This window comes from Ralstonia flaminis (assembly GCF_958415495.1).
Taxonomy (GTDB): Bacteria; Pseudomonadota; Gammaproteobacteria; order Burkholderiales; family Burkholderiaceae; genus Ralstonia; species Ralstonia flaminis.
Map to the genome: position 1 here is coordinate 140139 of NZ_CATZLL010000006.1, position 18096 is coordinate 158234.

Genomic DNA, 18096 nt, shown 5'->3' on the forward strand with positions numbered 1-18096 from the left:
GCGATGCGGCATTGCCGACGCCAGCCAAACGGGGACAGATTCAGCGTCCGCTGCCCCGGAATATCAGGCGGGGCCATGACACGTTGTTGAAATCACTCTATCACATGGCTTTTTGCGTGCCATGACGGGCTGAGGCTGCATTGGGCAGATCAGCCTGCGGCAACTGTTGGCGGGTGGCGTGCATCACTTGAGCGATCCGTCCCCAATTTCTCCTGTTTCATGCTCCACGCCGTGTGTGGCGTATCGGTCGAGGGAATCCTCCAACTTCACCACCTCGACATGGCATGACAGTTGCAGAACCAGTGCGACTTTTTTCACGTTTCCACGTTCCGTTCTGTTGTTGCGACTTTCTAAAGGGGGAGAGCCGTTATGAAGAAATTTGCGTACGCAGCCAGTGTGGTGTTGTTGACCGGTGCTGCCGCCGGTATCACGCAAACCGCCATTGCTCAGACTGCGCCCGCCGCTCCGGCGGCCGATGCACCTGCCGCCGCGCCCGCGCCGGCACCTGCACTGACTGCCAATCTCACGCTGGCCAGCCAATACCGCTATCGCGGCATCATGCAGACCAACAACAAGCCAGCCATTCAAGGCGGCTTTGACTACGCCATTCCGGGCGGCGTGTTGCCCGAAGGCTTCTACATCGGCAACTGGAACTCGTCGATCAGCTGGCTGAGCGATTCCAACTCGAACGTGTCCGCACCCATCGAGATGGACTTCTACGGTGGCTACAAGACCGAGATCGTCAAGGACGTGCCCATCGACGTGGGCGTGCTGCAGTACTACTACCCGGGCAGCTATCCCGACGGTTTCACGCGCCCGCACACGACCGAAGGCTATGCGCAGATCGGCTATGGCCCGGTCACATTCAAGTACTCCCATGCGTTCTCGAACCTGTTCGGCACGCCCGATTCGCACCACAGCCAGTACTTTGATCTGTCGGGCAACTTCGACACCGGCTTCTGGGGCCTGACGCTGAACCTGCATGCAGGCTACCAGCAGGTGCCGCACCAGGCCGTACGCGCCTCCTATGCCGACTGGAAGATCGGCGTGACGAAGGACTTCGGCAGCGGCTGGACGGCATCGCTGGCCTACATCGATACGAATGCTTCGCGCGCCTTCTACACCAACACTCGCGGCAGCTACATGGGCAAGGCCACAGCCTTGCTGTCGGTCACCAAGACTTTCTAATCAACGAGGCGAGGCGGCGCTCATTGAACAACAACAGGGCGCTGCCAATCGAGGAGGAATCCAGCATGAAACTCATCATGGCGGTCATCAAGCCGTTCAAGCTCGACGAGGTCCGCGAGGCGTTGTCCGAAGTCGGGGTGTCGGGCATCACCGTTACGGAAGTCAAGGGTTTTGGGCGCCAGAAGGGTCACACGGAGCTCTACCGCGGCGCCGAGTACATCGTCGACTTCCTGCCTAAAGTGAAGATTGAAGTGGCCGTGCCCGACGACGTGCTCGAGCGCGCCGTCGAAGCCATCGAAAAATCCGCACGCACCGGCAAGATCGGCGACGGCAAGATTTTCGTTGCCGACGTTGAGCAAGTCATCCGCATCCGCACCGGCGAGACCGGCGGCGACGCCCTATAAGCGCCAACCAGCCAAGGAAGAGGTCAAGACATGAAAACCTGGTTCACACGATTCCTGACGGCGGGGGCCGTCGCTGCGGTGCTTGCAGGCGCCGTACTGTCCGCGCCGGCTATGGCGCAGGACAAGCCGGCCGCATCTGCGCCTGCCGCTGAAGCCAGCGCCGCGCCGGCAGCCGCTGCTGCTGCGTCGGAACCGGCCGCCGCGCCAGCCGCTGCTGCGCCCGCTGCCGCTGCTGCCCCTGCGGCTGCCACGCCCGTGCCCAACAAGGGCGATACGGCCTGGCTGCTGATCTCCACCGCGTTCGTCATCCTGATGACGCTGCCGGGTCTGGCGCTGTTCTACGGCGGCCTGGTGCGCAAGAAGAACATGCTGTCCGTGCTGATGCAGTGCATGGGCATCTTCTCGCTCATCATCATCCTGTGGGCCGTCTACGGTTACAGCTTCGCGTTCACCGAAGGCAATGCGTTCTTCGGCGGGATGGACCGACTGTTCCTGAAGGGCCTGACGCCAGATTCGGTGGCCGCCACTTTCAGCAAGGGCGTGGTGGTGCCGGAGTACGCGTACTTCGCGTTCCAGGGCGCGTTTGCTGCGATCACCTGCGCGCTGATCATCGGTGCCTTCGCCGAACGTGCAAAGTTCTCGGCCGTGCTGCTGTTCGTGGTGCTGTGGTTCACCTTCAGCTACCTGCCGATCGCCCACATGGTCTGGTTCTGGCCGGGTCCGGATGGCTTTACCGATGCCAAGGCCGCTGAACTCATGACGTCCAAGTCGGGCTGGCTGTTCCAAAAGGGCGCGCTGGACTTTGCCGGCGGTACCGTGGTGCACATCAACGCCGCTGTCGCGGGCTTGGTGGGGGCCTTCCTGTTTGGCAAGCGCATCGGCTTCGGCCGTGAAGCGCTCAAGCCGCACAGCCTGACGCTGACGATGGTCGGTGCCTCGCTGCTGTGGTTCGGCTGGTTCGGCTTCAATGCCGGTTCGGCCCTGGAAGCCAACGGCAGCGCCGCGCTGGCCTTCGTCAACACGCTGCTGGCCACCGCCGCTGCTGTGCTGTCGTGGAGCTTCGGTGAGTGGATCGGCAAGAGCAAGCCGTCGATGCTGGGTGCTGCATCGGGTGCTGTGGCGGGCCTTGTGGCCATCACCCCGGCAGCCGGCTTTGTCGGCCCGATGGGCTCGATCGCGCTGGGCATCATCGCCGGCCTGCTGTGCCTGTGGGGTGTGACTGGCCTCAAGCGCATGCTGGGCATGGACGACACGCTGGACGTGTTCGGCGTGCACGGCGTGGGCGGTATCCTCGGCGCACTGCTGACCGGCGTGTTTGCCTCGCCGAGCCTGGGCGGCACTGGCATCTACGACTATGTCGCCAACAAGGTGGCCGACGGCTACTCGATCGGCGGTCAACTGTGGATCCAGTTCCAGGGCGTGCTGACCACCGTGATCTGGTCTGGCGTGGTGGCCTTCATCTCGTACAAGATCGTCGACGCGGTCGTCGGCCTGCGTGTACCGGAGGAAGAGGAGCGCGAAGGTCTGGACATCACGTCCCACGGCGAAACTGCCTACGAAGACTGATCCGCAACCTGATGGAGCAAAAGACCCGGCCACGTGCCGGGTTTTTTGTTGGCGCCCGCCCCAAGCCGCGTAGCCTTAATTCCGATGTAAAAAACCTTCAATTGCCTCTCGTTATGCGGACGCTTACATTGCAGACGTGGTTTCCTCCACCTGCAGAACGCTCCCCGTATCTGTCAGGCTATTCCCCAAGCGCGGCAGCCCCGCGCTTTTTTTTGCCCGCGTTTTTTGTGTGGTTTTGTGCCTTGCCACACACCGCCCCTTGCGAAACCCTCCGCTGACCGCATATCGATAGCCCACTGTCGTCTGCAAGCTATTGCCTGTTCCTCTACAATCGGAGCGGGCGATAAATTACATCAATAGGAAGGGTATGGTTCCGCACCTGATCACCGCGCTGAACGGGCCGCTGCTGGAGCTCGAGCAGAAGATTCTTGACGCCACGCCCGCCATCGAACGCTGGTTCCGCCTGGAATGGCAGGAACACACGCCGCCGTTCTACTGTTCGGTCGATTTGCGCAACGCCGGCTTCAAGCTGGCGCCGGTCGACACAAACCTGTTCCCGGGCGGCTTCAACAACTTGGCGCCAGAGATGCTGCCGCTGGCCGTGCAGGCCGCCATGGCCGCGATCGAGAAGATCTGCCCGGACGCCAAGAACCTGCTGCTGATCCCCGAGCGCCATACGCGCAACATGTTCTATCTGCAGAACGTGGCACGCCTGTCGCAGATCATGCGCCAGGCAGGGCTCAACGTGCGCCTGGGTTCGCTGTCCGAAGACATCAAGGAACCGACGCCGATCGACCTGCCCGATGGTCAGCGCCTGGTGGTCGAGCCGATCTCGCGCATCGGCACCAAGGGCCGCCGCGTGGGCATGGAAGATTTCGATCCGTGTTCGATCCTGCTGAATAACGATCTGTCGGCCGGCGTACCGCCGATCCTCGAGAACATTCACGAGCAGTACCTGCTGCCGCCGCTGCACGCGGGCTGGTCGCAGCGCCGCAAGACCAACCACTTCGCCGCCTATGATGAAGTGGCCAAGAAGTTCGCCAAGTTGATCGACATTGACCCGTGGATGGTCAACCCGTACTTCACCAAGTGCAGCGGCCTTGACTTCCACGAGCGCGCCGGCGAGGAAGAACTCGCCCACGCGGTTGAGACCGTGCTCAAGAAGACCGCCAAGAAGTACAAGGAATACGGCGTGACCGAGACCCCGTACGTGGTGGTCAAGGCGGATGCCGGCACCTACGGCATGGGCGTGATGACCGTGCGTGATCCTTCCGAGGTCAAGGGCCTCAACCGGAAGGAGCGCAACAAGATGAGCGTGGTCAAGGAAGGCCTGGAGGTCTCCGAGGTGATCGTGCAGGAAGGCGTGCACACCTTCGAGAAAATCAACGAGGCCGTGGCTGAGCCTGTGGTCTACATGATCGACCGCTACGTGGTTGGCGGCTTCTATCGGGTTCATACGGGCCGCGGCGTGGACGAGAATCTGAACGCGCCGGGCATGCATTTCGTGCCGCTGCCGTTTGCGTCGAACTCGCTGCCGGACAGCCACGCCAAGCCGGGCGCCGGCGAGCCGAACCGCTTCTACATGTATGGCGTAGTGGCCCGTCTCGCTTTGCTGGCCGCGTCGCTCGAGCTCGAGAAGACCGACCCGAACCCGCTGATCTAAGTACAAGCTGTTGAGGGAATCGCCATGCGCATCCTGTTCATCGTCGATCCACTGTCGACGTTCAAGATCTACAAGGATTCCACCTTCGCGATGATGCGCGAGGCGACGGCACGCGGCTACGCCATCTACACGTGCCTGCAGTCGCACCTCACGCTGTCGGGCAACGTGGTCGAAACCGTTGCCACGCCCATCGCCCTGACCGGCAATGAGGAGGATGGGCAAGAGTGGTATCGCGCTGGCGATGCGCGCCTGTTACCGCTCACGGGCTTTGACGCCGTGCTGATGCGCAAGGACCCGCCGTTCGATATGGAGTACGTCACCAGCACCTGGCTGCTGGAGATTGCCGAGCGCCAGGGCGCACGTGTGTTCAACAAGCCGCAGGCGATTCGTGACCACTCCGAGAAGCTGGCGATTGCGCAGTTTCGCGAGTTCACCGTACCGACGATCGTCTCGCGCGATGCCAAGCGCCTGCGCGATTTCCACGCCGAGCAGGGCGACGTCATCTTCAAGCCGCTCGACGGCATGGGTGGTACGGGTATTTTCCGCGTCGGGCCGGACGGCATGAACCTCGGCGCTGTGATCGAAACGCTCACCGACAACGGCGCGCGCACGATCATGGCGCAGCAGTACATTCCCGCCATCCGCGAGGGCGACAAGCGCATCTTGCTGATCGGTGGCTCGCCGGTGCCGCATTCGCTGGCACGCATCCCGATGGCTGGCGAAGTGCGCGGCAACCTGGCCGCCGGCGGTACGGGTCGTGCCCAGCCCTTGTCCGAGCGCGATCAAGTGATTGCGCATGCACTCGCGCCGGTGCTATGGCAGCGCGGCCTGCTACTGGTCGGCCTGGATGTCATCGGTGACTACCTGACCGAGGTCAACGTCACCAGCCCGACGTGCTTCCAGGAGATCACCCAGCAGACCGGCTTTAACGTGGCTGGCATGTTCATCGACGCGCTCGAGCGGGCCGCGGGCAAGTCGCCGGGCGCGGGGTTAGGTGGGACTGGCCGGAAGTTGGCCTAGGAAGGCGGCATAGCCCCTCTGGCGGGTGTCCTCCGCTCGGGGGAGTTCCGTCACACTGTGCGCAATCGCCCCAAATGGCCCTGATACAATCAGAGTCATACCGATTCGCTTTTCGATCATGGCAGGGATTCTGATCATCGCTCATGCGCCGCTGGCCAGCGCACTGCGCGATTGCGCTGCACACGTGTATTGCGGCCAGCCCGAACGGCTGGGTGCAATCGACGTCCTGCCCGATGCCGAGCCGGCCGCCGTGCTGGCCCAGGCACGCGCCAAACTCGCAGAGCTGGTCGAGGACAACGGCGCGCTGGTGCTGACCGACATCTTCGGAGCCACGCCTGCCAACATCGCCTCCCGCCTGGCGGATCCAGGTCGTGTGCGTGTGCTGGCCGGCGTTAACCTGCCGATGCTGGTGCGCGCCATCTGCTATCGCACCGAAAAACTCGAACAACTTGCTGCCAAGGCCTTGGCCGGCGGCGCGCAAGGCGTACTGCAGGTCGGCTCGACAGCCGTTCAGAACCAGGTTGCCAACCATCCGGACAAATATGCTGCAGAGGGATATCACCATCATCAATAAGCTCGGGCTGCATGCCCGTGCTTCCGCCAAACTCACGCAGCTCGCCAGCAAGTTCGACAGCCAGATCAAGATGTCGCGCAACGGCCGTCAGGTCGACGCCAAGAGCATCATGGGCGTGATGATGCTGGCGGCAGGCATCGGCTCCACCGTCACGCTGGAGATCGAAGGCCCTGACGAGCAGGCTGCCATGGACGGGCTGGTCGGACTCATCAACGACCGCTTCGGCGAAGGCGAGTAACCCACAACCTGTCAGACAACGCAGCAGCTCTCGGCCAGCGTCTCTATGCCATTCACTTTGCACGGCATCCCGGTCTCGCGCGGCATCGCCATTGGTCGAGCCCATATGCTGGCGCGCGCGGCACTGGATGTGTCGCACTACCTCGTCGACGAAGATAAGCTGGACGCCGAGGTCGAGCGCCTGCGCAGCGCTCGAGCCGCTGTGCGCGGCGAGCTGGTCACGCTCAAGCATGAGTTGCCCGCCGATGCGCCTGAGGAGCTGAGCGCCTTCTTGGCCGTCCATGCGATGTTCGTGGATGATCCGCATCTGTCGCAGGAGGCGGAGAAGCTGATTCGCGAGCGGCGCTACAACGCCGAGTGGGCGCTGACCACGCAGCTCGAAGAGCTGATCCGCCAGTTCGGTGAGATCGAAGACGAGTACCTACGCGAGCGCAAGGCCGACATCGAGCAGGTGGTCGAGCGCATCCTGAAGGTGCTGGCCGGTGCGCCCGCGCTGGCGCCCGCACCGGTGGCGGTCGGCTGCGATCCGGACGCCGGCATGATCGTCGTCGCACATGACATCGCCCCGGCGGACATGTTGCAGTTTCGCGGTCAAACGTTCGCTGGCTTTGTCACCGACCTCGGCGGGCGCACCTCACACACTGCCATCGTTGCGCGCAGCCTGGATATTCCGGCTGCGGTGGGCGTGCACAATGCCAGCGCGCTGATCCGCCAGGACGACGTCATCGTCATCGATGGCGACAACGGCATCGTCATCGTTGATCCGAGCGTGGCCATCCTTGAGGAATACCGCCACCGCCGCAGCGAGGGCGAGCTGCAGAAGAAGCGCCTCGAGCGTTTGCGCCACACACCCACTGTCACACTCGACGGCACGCAGATCGATCTGCTGGCCAACATTGAGATGCCGGAAGATGCAGCCGCCGCCGTGAAGGCTGGCGCTGTGGGCGTCGGGCTGTTCCGCTCAGAATTCCTCTTCATGAACCGGCGTGGCGCGCTGCCCGACGAGGAAGAGCAGTTCCACGCGTACCGCACGGCGGTCGAGTCGATGCAGGGCTTGCCGGTGACGATCCGCACGATCGACATCGGCGCCGACAAGCCGCTCGACATCCGCGACGACGTGTTCGAGACCGCGCCCAACCCGGCGCTGGGGCTGCGTGCGATTCGCTGGTCGTTGTCGGAGCCAGCGATGTTCCTGACGCAATTGCGCGCGCTGCTGCGGGCGTCGGCCTTCGGGCCGGTGAAGATTCTCGTGCCGATGCTCGCGCACGCCCGCGAGATCGACCAGACGCTGGATCTGCTCGCGCGTGCCAAGGCCTCGCTTGACGCCGACGGCATCGCCTATGACCCGACCGTCAAGGTTGGCGCCATGATCGAGATTCCGGCTGCTGTACTGATCCTGCCGGTATTCCTGCGCCGCATGGATTTCTTCTCCATCGGCACCAATGACCTGATCCAGTACACGCTGGCCATCGACCGCGCCGACAACGCGGTCGCGCATCTGTATGACCCACTGCATCCGGCGGTGCTGCAGTTGATTGCGCGTACCATCCGCGAAGGGCATCTGGCGGGCAAGCCGGTATCAGTGTGTGGCGAGATGGCGGGCGATTCGACGATGACGCGCCTGCTGCTCGGCATGGGGCTCACCGAGTTCTCGATGCATCCATCGCAGTTGCTCAGCGTGAAGCAGCAGATCCTGCGCTCGGACCGCCCGCGTCTGATGCGTGAGGCCGACCGCCTGCTGCACGCCTGTGAACCCGCTGAAATCCAGGACGCACTGGGCGCGCTGGCTCGCGCTTGACCTGCTGAGTTTTTAAGCACCGGGCCCACACGACTGTCGTACCGGCGCATCGCCTGTCTCAGGGGCGCTTCCCCGTTAAGTGACTGAAATTGCACGTCTTTTCGCGAAAAGACGGCTTGCGCGCACCTGTTTGTCCCTGCCGATTGTATGAGGTAGAACAAGAATTGTTCTCATTACCATTCTCTGTTATTCTGGTTTCACAGCGCGTTTTGAGTGCTGCGGAGGAAACCTGTGTACGTCTGCATCTGCAACCAAGTGACCGATCGCGAAATCCATGGCGCTGCCCGTCTGGGCGTGTCGACAATGGACGAACTCGCCGAGACGCTGGGCGTCGGCACCTGCTGTGGACAATGCCGGGACTGCGCCAAGCAGGTGCTCGCCGAAGCGGTGAGCTGCATTCCCGTCGATCAGGTGTTGGGCCGTGCAAGCACGCATGCCATAATCGAGCGTCGCGACGAGCCCGTTGCCAACGATCAAGCCATTTCGGCTAGTGCGTTGGCTGCCTGATACCCCCGCTTTTCCGTTTCTTTTTTCGCCGCGACCTGCCGCCCAGGCTGAATAGCCTAGGTGGCGTTTGTTGCTTGGGTCAGGCACAGGGCTCGCCTTGAACGGACGCGTGCGTGCGTCCATCACCCGCAGGAGCCCCAAGAATGAAAGGCGATAAGAAAGTTATCCAATATCTGAACGCCCAGCTCAAGAATGAGCTGACCGCCATCAACCAGTACTTCCTCCACGCGCGCATGTATGGCCATTGGGGGCTCAAGCGCATCGGGGACCACGAATACAAAGAGTCCATCGGCGAGATGAAGCACGCCGATCGCCTGATCGAACGCATCCTGATGCTCGAAGGCCTGCCGAACCTGCAGGACCTCGGCAAGCTGATGATCGGCGAGAACACCCCGGAAATGCTCGAGTGCGACCTGAAGCTGGAGAAGGCCGCACACACCACGGTGGTGGAAGCCATTGCGTACTGCGAGTCCGTCAAGGACTACGTCAGCCGCGAGATTTTCGTCGACATCCTGGACGACACCGAAGAGCACATCGACTGGCTGGAGACGCAGCTGGAGCTGATCGATAAGATCGGCATCCAGAACTTCCTGCAGTCGCAGATGGAAGCCGACAGCGAGTAAGCCTCGTCGATCGGCAAGGAAAAAGGAGGCCTCTGGGCCTCCTTTTTTTTTGTTGTCCGCGTTCAGTGAGCCAGGACTTAGGACTAGTGTGCGCCACCACAGACCGGGCACGACGCCTGACGCGCCACACGCATCGTCGTCCATTCCATCGACAGGCTGTCGAGCATCAGCAGGCGCCCGGCAAGCGAGCGGCCGATGCCAGCGATCAGCTTGAGCGCCTCGGCGGCCTGCACGGTGCCCACCATGCCGACCAGTGGCGAGAACACCCCCATCGTTGCGCAGGCCACGTCCGGCGCGGGCTCGTCGGGAGGGAACAGGCAGGCGTAGCAGGGGCCACCAGCGCGGCTGTCAAATACGCTGATCTGCCCGTCAAAGCGGATCGCCGCCCCCGACACCAGCGGCACGCCCGCATGCACGCAGGCGAGGTTGGCTGCCTGGCGCGTGGCGAAATTGTCGGAACAATCGAGCACCACATTCACGCCGCCGAGTAGCGCACCGATGCTGTCCGCATCCAATCGGCGCTGCACGGTGTTGACCTGCACGCCCGGGTTCAGGCGGGCGATGGCGGCCTGTGCCGATGCCACTTTCGGCTGTCCAACCGACTCGGTGGTGTGAAGGATCTGGCGCTGTAGGTTGGTCAAGTCGACTGTGTCGTCATCGACGATGGTGAGCGTGCCTACGCCTGCGGCTGCCAGGTAGGGCAGGGCTGCTGCGCCCAGGCCACCCGCGCCAATGACGAGCGCATGCGCTTCAAGCAGACGCGTCTGCCCCTCGATGCCGATCTCGTCGAGCAGGATGTGGCGGGAATAGCGCAGCAGTTGGTTGTCGTTCATGGCGGTGCAATGAAAAAGGCCGTGCAGTGCACGGCCTCGCAAGTTTGCCAGTGTTTGCCGGCGGGTGTCTTAACGGGCGCCGCTCGGCTCCGGTGCCGGGATGACACCGCTGGCCGGAACGTTGGGCTTCTGTGCTGCCGGCTTGGCCTTGGGCTTGGCATCGCTGCCGTCCTTGGCGGCCGGCGACTTGGCGGGCTTGTCCGACGTCGCCACGGCGGCTTCCAGCACCGACTTCGAGCGCTTGACCGGCTGGCCGCGCAACTCGTTGATCGCCTGCTGCAGCATGAAGTCGTCAGCCGAACCGAACTCGATCGGCTTCTTGTTGCGCTCCTTCTCGCGCTGCTCAGGTGTCTTCTTGGCGTTCTCTTCTTCCAGGCGACGCAGCTCTTCAACGCGGCGCTTTTCGCGCTCGGTCATCTCGGTTTCTTCCGATTCCTGCTTGTTGTGCAGGTGGCGCTCGGTGTCGATTTCACGGGTGATCAGCGCGTCGTCCGGGTCGCCGTCCGGGTTCTGGTCAACCGGGATGTCCGGGCGCACGCCCCAGGCCTGGATCGACTTGCCCGACGGCGTGTAGTAGTACGCGATGGTCAGCTTGATGCCGGTGTCGTTGGACAGCGGACGCACCGTCTGCACTGAGCCCTTGCCGAAGGTCGTCTTGCCCATCGTCTTGGCACGGTGGTGATCCTGCAGCGCACCCGCCACGATTTCCGATGCCGATGCCGTGTAAGCGTTGGTCAGCACAATGATCGGCACGGTCTTGAACTCGGGGTCCAGGCCGGCCAACGGATCGGAATCGAAGTTGCTCAAGCGGTAGTTGGCAAAGTTTGCCTTGTACGTGCGCTTGGCATCCGGCACCTGGCCGTTGGTCGACACCACCGTCACATCCGGCGGCAGGAACGCGGCCGACACGCCCACAGCGGCTTGCAGCACGCCGCCGCCGTTGTTGCGCAGATCCAGGATCAGGCCCTTGAGGTGGCCGTCTTGTTTGGCCAGGTCATTCAGCTTCTTGGCCAGGTCCGGCACGGTGCGTTCCTGGAAGCTGGTGATACGCACCCAGGCGATACCGTTATCCAGCAGCTTGGCTTTGACCGACTGCACCTGGATTTCAGCGCGGGTGATCGTGAGCGGGAAGGTGCGCTCTTCCTTCTTGCGATAGATGGTCAGCGTGACCTTGGTGCCCGGCGCACCGCGCATGCGCTTGACGGCTTGCTCCAGCGGCATGCCGCGCACGGGCTTGTCGTCGATGCGGGTGATCAGATCACCCGGTTGCACGCCGGCGCGGAAGGCGGGGGTGTCTTCAATCGGGTTGATGACCTTGACCAGGCCTTCTTCCTGCGAAATCTCGATGCCCAAGCCGGCAAAACGGCCCTGAGTGCCTTCCTGCAGTTCCTGGAAGTCTTTCTTGTCGAGATACGCCGAATGCGGGTCAAGGCTGGAGACCATGCCCTTGATGGCTTCGGTCAGCAGTTTGTCGTCGTCCACGGGCTCGACGTATTCGCGCTTGATCTGGCCAAAGATGTCGGCCATCAGGCGGAGCTTTTCCAGCGGGAGCGGCCCAACCGTCGCGTTTTGCGCGGTGGCGGAGAGCTGGAGCGTCGCCAGAACCCCGGTGACGAGGCCAATGGCGATCAAGCTGATGTTCTTGAGCGAAGTTCGCATGTGTCGAGCGTGGACGTGGGAACAGTAGATAAACATGACCCGGGATGGCTCGCGCATATCCCGGGCTACAGGCTTCGACAGTATAAAGGCGTTGGAGTGCCAAACGCCTCGTTACGGTTTATTTCGACTTACCCTGGCTGGCTACCGCCGCGAGGGACGCGGCAATCGCTTGCTGATCGCCCAGGTAATAGTGGCGGATCGGCTTGAGGTTGGCGTCCAGCTCATACACAAGTGGTGTGCCATTGGGGATGTTCAGGCCGACGATGTCAGCGTCCGAAATGCCGTCCAGGTACTTCACCAGTGCGCGGATGCTGTTGCCGTGCGCGGCGATCACTACGCGCTGGCCGCTCTTGATGGCCGGGGCGATCGATTCTTCCCACAGCGGCAGCACGCGTGCGACGGTGTCCTTCAGGCACTCGGTCAGGGGCACTTGCTCGCGCGACAGGCCCGCGTAGCGCGGGTTGCCGAACGCGTCGTTTTCGGCGCCGGGCTCAAGGGCGGGCGGCGGCGTGTCGTAGCTGCGGCGCCAGACGAGGACTTGCTCATCGCCGAACTTGGCGGCGGTCTCGGCTTTGTTCAGACCCGACAGTGCGCCATAGTGGCGTTCATTGAGGCGCCACTCGTTGCGGGTCGGGATCCACATCAGGTCCATTTCATCCTGCACGTGCCAGAGCGTGCGAATTGCACGCTTGAGCACCGAGGTGTAGGCCAGGTCGAAGGTGAAGCCGGCTTCGCGCAGCAGGCGGCCGCCTTGGCGGGCCTGGGCAACGCCCGTGTCGGTCAGGTCGACGTCGACCCAGCCGGTGAAGCGGTTCTCCAGATTCCACGTTGATTCGCCGTGGCGGATGAGGACGAGCTTATGCATGACTGCCATGATGAGAAGTGAGAAAACCTGCGCGCGGGCCTGCGGCGATGCGTCGTGGCGTCATCGTGCGGCCGCCGAAACCAGCTATTTTATAATGCCGCCCGCATCATGTCCCCGCGCGCGCCCGAGCCGTTCGGCTGATGTTCGCCAATTCGGCCCGCCCGATCCATCCAGGAAACCCATACCGTGAAGTTCTTCGCCGATTACAACAACCTTGCCCTGCTTGCTGTCGCCATCGTTTCGGGTCTGCTGCTGATCTGGGGCCCCATCCAGCGCCGCCTTGCTGGTGGCGGTGGTGCCCAGGTAGGCGCTTCGGTTGCCACCCAGCTCATCAATCGCCGCAATGCTGTGGTGGTGGATGTGCGTGAGAGTGCTGAATACGCCGCAGGCCACCTGCCGCAAGCCAAGCATGCGCCGCTCGGCGAGCTGGAAGGCAAGGCTGCCGGCCTTGCAAAGAACAAAGAGACCCCCATCATCCTCGTATGCCAGACCGGCCAGCGCGCCGGGAAGGCGCAAGCAGTCTTGAAGCAGGCCGGTTACAGTGAGGTCTATTCGCTCGAGGGCGGATTGGCCGCCTGGCAGCAGGCTGGTCTTCCGGTCGTCAAATAAAGACAACGAGGTTTGAAGTATGGCGCACGTGGTTATGTACAGCACCACCGTCTGCCCCTATTGCGTGGCAGCGGAAAAACTCCTGAAGCAGCGAGGTGTCGAGCAGATCGAGAAGATCCTGATCGACCGTGAACCCGGCAAGCGTGAAGAGATGATGACGCGCACCAATCGCCGCACCGTGCCGCAGATCTACATCGACGATCGCCACATCGGCGGCTTCGATGACCTCTCTGCGCTGGACCGCGAAGGCGGGCTGGTGCCACTGTTGGCGGCCTGATCGCCATGCCAAAACGCCCGGCTTTGACCGGGCGTTGCACTTTTAGGCCAGCTCTCATGGTGGGCACCATTGCCTCATGTACCATACGCGTCTTGCGCGCGGAACAGATCCCGCCGCGCACTGACCATACATCTATCTGAAGGCGAGTCATGAGCGACCAGCAACAGCAGCAACCGGGCCAGGATGGCCAGCCGTTCTTCAACATTCAGCGCGTCTACCTGAAGGACCTGTCGCTGGAACAGCCGAACTCGCCGCACATTTTCCTGGAACAGGAACAGCCGTCCGTGGAAGTGCAGGTGGACGTGTCCGCCTCGCAACTGGCCGAGGGTGTGTTTGAAGTGGTGGTGATCGGCACGGTCACGACCAAGGTGCAAGAGAAGGTGGCCTTCCTGGTGGAAGCCAAGCAAGCCGGCATCTTCGACATCCGCAACGTGCCGGACGAGCAAATGGACCCGCTGCTGGGCATCGCCTGCCCGACCATCGTGTACCCGTACCTGCGCTCGAACATCGCCGACACCATCGGCCGCGCGGGCTTCCAGCCAATCCACTTGGCGGAGATCAACTTCCAGGCACTGTACGAGCAGCGCCTGGCTGCCGCCATGGAGCAAGCCCAAGCTGCCGGTGGCAACAGTGGTCTGGTGATGCCGGACGGCTCGAAGGCCACCCACTAAGTACGAGGCGCACCGCGCCAGAAGCCCGCGCCGGCCATACGCTCGCGCGGGCTTTTTCTTTTGCTCGACCTTTTTGCCTGACCGATCCGAGTTTTGAACATGCACACGCGCATGCGAATTTCCGTTCTGGGTGCCGGCGCCTGGGGGACTGCCCTGGCCAGCCATGCCGCGCAATCGCACGATGTCGTGCTGTGGGGGCGTGACGCCAGCCTCGTCACGCAGATGGCCGCCACGCACATCAACGAGGCTTACCTGCCGGGCATCGCGCTGCAGGTGTCGCTGCGTTTCGAGGCTGACCTGCACGCCGCGCTCGATCACGCAGCCGGCAACGACGCATTGGCTGTGATTGCCTCGCCCGTTGCGGGTCTGGCCGACCTGACTCGGGCGGTTGCCGCGCACGGTGGTGTGCGCAACGTGATCTGGCTATGCAAGGGGTTCGACCCACAGACCGGTGCGTTGCCCCACGCCATCGTTGCCGACGTGCTGACGCAGACCAGCCACCCGGATCTGGCGACGGGTGTGCTGTCCGGCCCGAGCTTTGCCAAGGAGGTCGCGCAGGGTTTGCCGTGCGCGATGACGGTGGCATCCACCAGCGCTGCGCTGGGCAAGCTCACGCAACGCGGTTTCCACCATCACGCGATGCGCGTGTATGCGAGCGATGACCTCATCGGTGTGGAGGTGGGTGGTGCCGTCAAGAACGTGCTGGCCATAGCGACCGGCACGGCGGATGGTCTGGGCCTGGGCTTGAATGCGCGCGCTGCGCTGGTGACGCGCGGCTTGGCCGAGATGACGCGTCTGGGCATCGCACTGGGTGGTCGGCCGGAAACCTTCATGGGCCTGACCGGCATGGGCGATCTGCTGCTCACCGCCACGGGCGATCTCTCGCGCAATCGCACCGTCGGCATGCAGCTCGCGCAGGGCCGCACGCTTGACGACATCCTGCACAGCCTTGGCCATGTCGCCGAGGGCGTGCGTTGCGCGCGCGCTGTCGCCGCACTGGCGCGAGCAAAAGGCGTCGACATGCCGATTACCTTTACGGTGTGCGAAGTCCTGTTCGAGGGTCTTGCGCCTGCAAGCGCAGTGGATCGTCTGCTACAGCGCGACGCGAAATCCGAATCGGCGCGCTGATTCTGGTGCGGGGCTGGCGCTCAGGCGCCGCCTTCGAAACCGTTCTGCCGCCACGCTTCGAACACCACCACCGCCACGGTGTTCGACAGATTCAAGCTGCGGTTGTCGGGCCGCATCGGCAGACGGATGCGCTGCGACGTGGGAAACCATTCGCGGCGTTCTTCAGACAACCCGCGCGTTTCCGATCCGAACACGAACCAGTCGCCCGGCTGGAAAGTCATGCTGGCAAACGGTGTGGAACCACGCGTGGTGAGCGCGAACATGCGCGCCGGATCAGGCTGCGCATCCCGTAGGAAGGCTTCCCAATCGGCATGCACGCGCATCGTTGCGTACTCGTGATAGTCGAGGCCGGCGCGGCGCATGCGGGCGTCTTCGAGCGGAAACCCCAGCGGCTCGATCAGATGCAGCTGCGCGCCCGTGTTGGCGCACAGGCGGATCACATTGCCCGTGTTGGGCGGGATTTCGGGCTCGACGAGGACGACGTTGAACATGATGGCTGGCCAAGGAAATTTCGGCGGCGAGCTTATCTAGATTGACGAGGGTTGTCACCCCGCCACAGTGCCAAACACGGGCCGCGACACAATGTCGCATAAGCATGTAACTAGGGCGTACGCAAGGCAACCACGTTGGTGACACGCGCGGCGCCTGCGCGCTTGAGTCGGGTGGCGATCTCGCCGAGGGTGGCGCCGGTGGTCATCACATCATCAATGACGCCGATGTGACGCCCCGCGATGCTGCCCGCGTCCGTCACCTCGAAGGCGCCGTGCAGGTTGGTCAGGCGCTCGGCACGATCGAGCGAGGCCTGGGCGGGATTGTCGCGCACGCGGCGCAGCCCATCTGCCTTGGCCGGGATGGCGAGTTGCCTGCCCAGTCGCCGGGTGATCTCCCAGGCTTGGTTGTAGCCGCGCGAGCGCAGACGGGTTGCCGACAGCGGCACTGGCAATAACAGGTCGGGCAGGCCGCCCGGCGCGGCGACCAGCGCGTCCCGCAAACGGTCGGCCAGCCATGCCGCGAGCGGCAACTGCGCCCGAAACTTCAATCCGGTGACGAGGTGATCGAGCGGCCAGCCGTAGTCCGCAATGACGATGGTGGCGTCAAAGTCGGGCATGCCGGCCAGGCAGGCGGAGCAATGCCGGGCGATGTGCCGGGCGTCCAGTGCGATGGCGCATTGGATGCAGCGCCGCCGGTGCAGTTGCGGCGCCAGATCGCCCATGCAGCCGGCGCAGACCAGCTCACGCTGGACTGCGCCGCACAGCGCGCAGGCGCATGGCAGCAGGTGCTGCAGGCCGGCATGAAACCATTGGCGCAACAGGGTTGGAGGCATGGTCAAAAAGTCGCCATCCCAGCCGATTTGCGGCCGATGCGCCATCAGACGGCGCCTGAAACATCCCGCCGGTATACTTGGTGCCCGCAGTTTCCGCCTCGATTTGTCGATGTCCGATCCCGTTCTCGCCCGTCCCGCCGCCTTGCGGCGCGCTTTCGATCGCCGCGCCGCGCGTCTTGCCGACATGGACTTCCTGCTGCGCGAGGTCGGAGCCCGGATGCAGGACCGGTTGTCGTACATCAAGCTGACGCCGTCGCGTGCGCTGGACCTGGGCTGTGGCCTCGGACAAGGGCTGGCGGTGCTGCGCGCCCAGTATCCGGATGCGCAGATCTGCGGCGTGGACTGGTCATCCGCCATGCTGGCGCGGGCAATACAGCTTGATCCGCAGCGCACGGACACGGGCTGGCTCGGTCGGCTGCTGAAGAAGCGCCCGGTCTTCGATTTCGCCCAGGCAGACTTTCGCGCGCTGCCATTTGCTGATGCGTCGTTTGACCTGCTGTGGTCCAACCTGGCGCTGCACTGGGACCCATCTCCGCACGCGATTTTTCCGGAGTGGCACCGCATCACCAAGGAAGGCGGTCTGCTGATGTTCAGCCTGTTCGGCCCGGACACCCTGCGCGAGCTGCGCAGCGCGCTGGCCGGTATCGATGCGGGTGTCCACACCTTGCGCTTTGTCGATATGCACGACATTGGCGATATGCTGGTGCATAGCCGCTGGTCCACGCCCGTGATGGACATGGAGCAGATCACCATCACCTACGAGACCCCGCAGGCGCTGCTGGCCGACGTGCATCTGCTGGGCGGCATGGCGGGCCTCATGGATGAAAGCGGCCGCAACCTGGCCAGCGCAGGGCTACACACGCCGCGCTGGCGCCAACGGCTGTTTGACGCGCTCGACGCGCAGCGCAATCCCGAGGGCCTGATCCCGCTGACCTTCGAGGTCGTCTACGGTCATGCCTGGAAGCTGGCGCCCACCCGCCGGCAGGCGCTGGATGATGAAGGGCGGGCGATGATCCCAGTTGATCAGATCGGCCGCAAACCGCGCGCCTGAGGCGGTTCTTGATGCAGGAACGGCATTGATAGCCCCTTGTCAAGCCGGGACTTGCATAAAGGCGCTTTACCTTGTTTGGGGTCAATTAGGACCATATAC

Annotated in this window: 20 protein-coding genes; 15 read left to right on the forward strand and 5 right to left on the reverse strand. The window is 63.4% G+C overall.

Annotated elements, in window-relative coordinates:
* Window positions 1-369: 369 nt before the first annotated feature.
* The 10 genes from R2N11_RS11295 to bfr all read left to right on the forward strand — a co-directional run bounded on the left by R2N11_RS11295 (window position 370) and on the right by bfr (window position 9580).
* Window positions 370-1188: a TorF family putative porin gene (locus R2N11_RS11295; protein WP_199027687.1), complete on the forward strand. Its 819-nt coding sequence runs from the start codon at window positions 370-372 to the stop codon at window positions 1186-1188.
* 65 nt (window positions 1189-1253) lie between these two features.
* Window positions 1254-1592, forward strand: coding sequence for a P-II family nitrogen regulator (locus tag R2N11_RS11300; RefSeq protein WP_021196337.1), 339 nt, complete (start codon window positions 1254-1256; stop codon window positions 1590-1592).
* Between the two features lie 30 nt (window positions 1593-1622).
* Window positions 1623-3158: an ammonium transporter gene (locus R2N11_RS11305; RefSeq protein WP_199027685.1), complete on the forward strand. Its 1536-nt coding sequence runs from the start codon at window positions 1623-1625 to the stop codon at window positions 3156-3158.
* 367 nt (window positions 3159-3525) lie between these two features.
* Window positions 3526-4821 carry a glutamate--cysteine ligase gene (gene gshA / locus R2N11_RS11310; RefSeq protein WP_199027683.1) on the forward strand — a complete coding sequence of 432 codons (1296 nt, stop codon included), beginning with the start codon at window positions 3526-3528 and terminating at the stop codon, window positions 4819-4821.
* 24 nt (window positions 4822-4845) lie between these two features.
* Window positions 4846-5841, forward strand: coding sequence for a glutathione synthase (gene gshB / locus R2N11_RS11315; RefSeq protein ID WP_199027681.1), 996 nt, complete (start codon window positions 4846-4848; stop codon window positions 5839-5841).
* 118 nt (window positions 5842-5959) lie between these two features.
* Entirely contained in the window at window positions 5960-6415 is a 456-nt protein-coding gene (locus R2N11_RS11320) for a PTS sugar transporter subunit IIA (RefSeq protein WP_039598986.1), read from the forward strand.
* Window positions 6384-6653: an HPr family phosphocarrier protein gene (locus R2N11_RS11325; RefSeq protein ID WP_021196342.1), complete on the forward strand. Its 270-nt coding sequence runs from the start codon at window positions 6384-6386 to the stop codon at window positions 6651-6653. The genes R2N11_RS11320 and R2N11_RS11325 overlap by 32 nt, the downstream gene beginning before the upstream one ends.
* A 45-nt stretch (window positions 6654-6698) precedes the next feature.
* On the forward strand, window positions 6699-8450 hold the full coding sequence (gene ptsP / locus R2N11_RS11330; protein ID WP_199027679.1) for a phosphoenolpyruvate--protein phosphotransferase: 1752 nt from the start codon (window positions 6699-6701) through the stop codon (window positions 8448-8450).
* A gap of 231 nt (window positions 8451-8681) precedes the next feature.
* Window positions 8682-8957 carry a (2Fe-2S)-binding protein gene (locus tag R2N11_RS11335; RefSeq protein ID WP_021196344.1) on the forward strand — a complete coding sequence of 92 codons (276 nt, stop codon included), beginning with the start codon at window positions 8682-8684 and terminating at the stop codon, window positions 8955-8957.
* Window positions 8958-9100: 143 nt separating this feature from the next.
* The gene (gene bfr, locus R2N11_RS11340) at window positions 9101-9580 is read left to right on the forward strand and encodes a bacterioferritin (protein ID WP_199027677.1); all 480 of its coding nucleotides are present in this window, start codon (window positions 9101-9103) and stop codon (window positions 9578-9580) included.
* Window positions 9581-9663: 83 nt separating this feature from the next.
* On the opposite strand, the gene R2N11_RS11345 is transcribed toward bfr, so the two are convergent.
* The 3 genes from R2N11_RS11345 to gpmA all read right to left on the reverse strand — a co-directional run bounded on the left by R2N11_RS11345 (window position 9664) and on the right by gpmA (window position 12937).
* The gene (locus tag R2N11_RS11345; RefSeq protein WP_316681149.1) at window positions 9664-10413 is read right to left on the reverse strand and encodes a HesA/MoeB/ThiF family protein; all 750 of its coding nucleotides are present in this window, start codon (window positions 10411-10413) and stop codon (window positions 9664-9666) included.
* Between the two features lie 69 nt (window positions 10414-10482).
* Window positions 10483-12072, reverse strand: coding sequence for a S41 family peptidase (locus tag R2N11_RS11350; protein ID WP_199027674.1), 1590 nt, complete (start codon window positions 12070-12072; stop codon window positions 10483-10485).
* Between the two features lie 118 nt (window positions 12073-12190).
* Window positions 12191-12937, reverse strand: coding sequence for a 2,3-diphosphoglycerate-dependent phosphoglycerate mutase (gene gpmA, locus R2N11_RS11355; RefSeq protein ID WP_199027673.1), 747 nt, complete (start codon window positions 12935-12937; stop codon window positions 12191-12193).
* A 186-nt stretch (window positions 12938-13123) separates the two neighbouring features.
* Between gpmA and R2N11_RS11360 the strand changes: the two genes are divergently transcribed.
* The 4 genes from R2N11_RS11360 to R2N11_RS11375 all read left to right on the forward strand — a co-directional run bounded on the left by R2N11_RS11360 (window position 13124) and on the right by R2N11_RS11375 (window position 15622).
* Window positions 13124-13546: a rhodanese-like domain-containing protein gene (locus tag R2N11_RS11360; protein ID WP_021196349.1), complete on the forward strand. Its 423-nt coding sequence runs from the start codon at window positions 13124-13126 to the stop codon at window positions 13544-13546.
* 19 nt (window positions 13547-13565) lie between these two features.
* Window positions 13566-13823, forward strand: a complete 258-nt coding sequence (grxC, locus tag R2N11_RS11365) for a glutaredoxin 3 (RefSeq protein ID WP_199027672.1) — start codon at window positions 13566-13568, stop codon at window positions 13821-13823.
* 149 nt (window positions 13824-13972) lie between these two features.
* On the forward strand, window positions 13973-14494 hold the full coding sequence (gene secB, locus R2N11_RS11370) for a protein-export chaperone SecB (protein WP_021196351.1): 522 nt from the start codon (window positions 13973-13975) through the stop codon (window positions 14492-14494).
* Window positions 14495-14605: 111 nt separating this feature from the next.
* The gene (locus R2N11_RS11375) at window positions 14606-15622 is read left to right on the forward strand and encodes an NAD(P)H-dependent glycerol-3-phosphate dehydrogenase (protein WP_316681150.1); all 1017 of its coding nucleotides are present in this window, start codon (window positions 14606-14608) and stop codon (window positions 15620-15622) included.
* A gap of 20 nt (window positions 15623-15642) precedes the next feature.
* On the opposite strand, the gene trmL is transcribed toward R2N11_RS11375, so the two are convergent.
* Entirely contained in the window at window positions 15643-16113 is a 471-nt protein-coding gene (gene trmL, locus R2N11_RS11380) for a tRNA (uridine(34)/cytosine(34)/5-carboxymethylaminomethyluridine(34)-2'-O)-methyltransferase TrmL (protein ID WP_199027670.1), read from the reverse strand.
* 110 nt (window positions 16114-16223) lie between these two features.
* Entirely contained in the window at window positions 16224-16946 is a 723-nt protein-coding gene (locus tag R2N11_RS11385; RefSeq protein WP_316681151.1) for a ComF family protein, read from the reverse strand.
* A 109-nt stretch (window positions 16947-17055) separates the two neighbouring features.
* Between R2N11_RS11385 and R2N11_RS11390 the strand changes: the two genes are divergently transcribed.
* Window positions 17056-17997: a methyltransferase domain-containing protein gene (locus R2N11_RS11390; RefSeq protein ID WP_316681152.1), complete on the forward strand. Its 942-nt coding sequence runs from the start codon at window positions 17056-17058 to the stop codon at window positions 17995-17997.
* Window positions 17998-18096: the final 99 nt, after the last annotated feature.

Excerpts from the sequence above, each read along its gene's own strand:
- R2N11_RS11295 (WP_199027687.1), top strand. The coding sequence starts at position 370 with ATGAAGAAATTTGCGTACGCAGCCAGTGTGGTGTTGTTGACCGGTGCT.
- R2N11_RS11300 (WP_021196337.1), top strand. The coding sequence starts at position 1,254 with ATGAAACTCATCATGGCGGTCATCAAGCCGTTCAAGCTCGACGAGGTC.
- R2N11_RS11305 (WP_199027685.1), top strand. The coding sequence starts at position 1,623 with ATGAAAACCTGGTTCACACGATTCCTGACGGCGGGGGCCGTCGCTGCG.
- gshA (WP_199027683.1), top strand. The coding sequence starts at position 3,526 with ATGGTTCCGCACCTGATCACCGCGCTGAACGGGCCGCTGCTGGAGCTC.
- gshB (WP_199027681.1), top strand. The coding sequence starts at position 4,846 with ATGCGCATCCTGTTCATCGTCGATCCACTGTCGACGTTCAAGATCTAC.
- R2N11_RS11320 (WP_039598986.1), top strand. The coding sequence starts at position 5,960 with ATGGCAGGGATTCTGATCATCGCTCATGCGCCGCTGGCCAGCGCACTG.
- R2N11_RS11325 (WP_021196342.1), top strand. The coding sequence starts at position 6,384 with ATGCTGCAGAGGGATATCACCATCATCAATAAGCTCGGGCTGCATGCC.
- ptsP (WP_199027679.1), top strand. The coding sequence starts at position 6,699 with ATGCCATTCACTTTGCACGGCATCCCGGTCTCGCGCGGCATCGCCATT.
- bfr (WP_199027677.1), top strand. The coding sequence starts at position 9,101 with ATGAAAGGCGATAAGAAAGTTATCCAATATCTGAACGCCCAGCTCAAG.
- R2N11_RS11345 (WP_316681149.1), bottom strand. The coding sequence starts at position 10,413 with ATGAACGACAACCAACTGCTGCGCTATTCCCGCCACATCCTGCTCGAC.
- R2N11_RS11350 (WP_199027674.1), bottom strand. The coding sequence starts at position 12,072 with ATGCGAACTTCGCTCAAGAACATCAGCTTGATCGCCATTGGCCTCGTC.
- gpmA (WP_199027673.1), bottom strand. The coding sequence starts at position 12,937 with ATGCATAAGCTCGTCCTCATCCGCCACGGCGAATCAACGTGGAATCTG.
- grxC (WP_199027672.1), top strand. The coding sequence starts at position 13,566 with ATGGCGCACGTGGTTATGTACAGCACCACCGTCTGCCCCTATTGCGTG.
- secB (WP_021196351.1), top strand. The coding sequence starts at position 13,973 with ATGAGCGACCAGCAACAGCAGCAACCGGGCCAGGATGGCCAGCCGTTC.
- R2N11_RS11375 (WP_316681150.1), top strand. The coding sequence starts at position 14,606 with ATGCGAATTTCCGTTCTGGGTGCCGGCGCCTGGGGGACTGCCCTGGCC.
- trmL (WP_199027670.1), bottom strand. The coding sequence starts at position 16,113 with ATGTTCAACGTCGTCCTCGTCGAGCCCGAAATCCCGCCCAACACGGGC.
- R2N11_RS11385 (WP_316681151.1), bottom strand. The coding sequence starts at position 16,946 with ATGCCTCCAACCCTGTTGCGCCAATGGTTTCATGCCGGCCTGCAGCAC.
- R2N11_RS11390 (WP_316681152.1), top strand. The coding sequence starts at position 17,056 with ATGTCCGATCCCGTTCTCGCCCGTCCCGCCGCCTTGCGGCGCGCTTTC.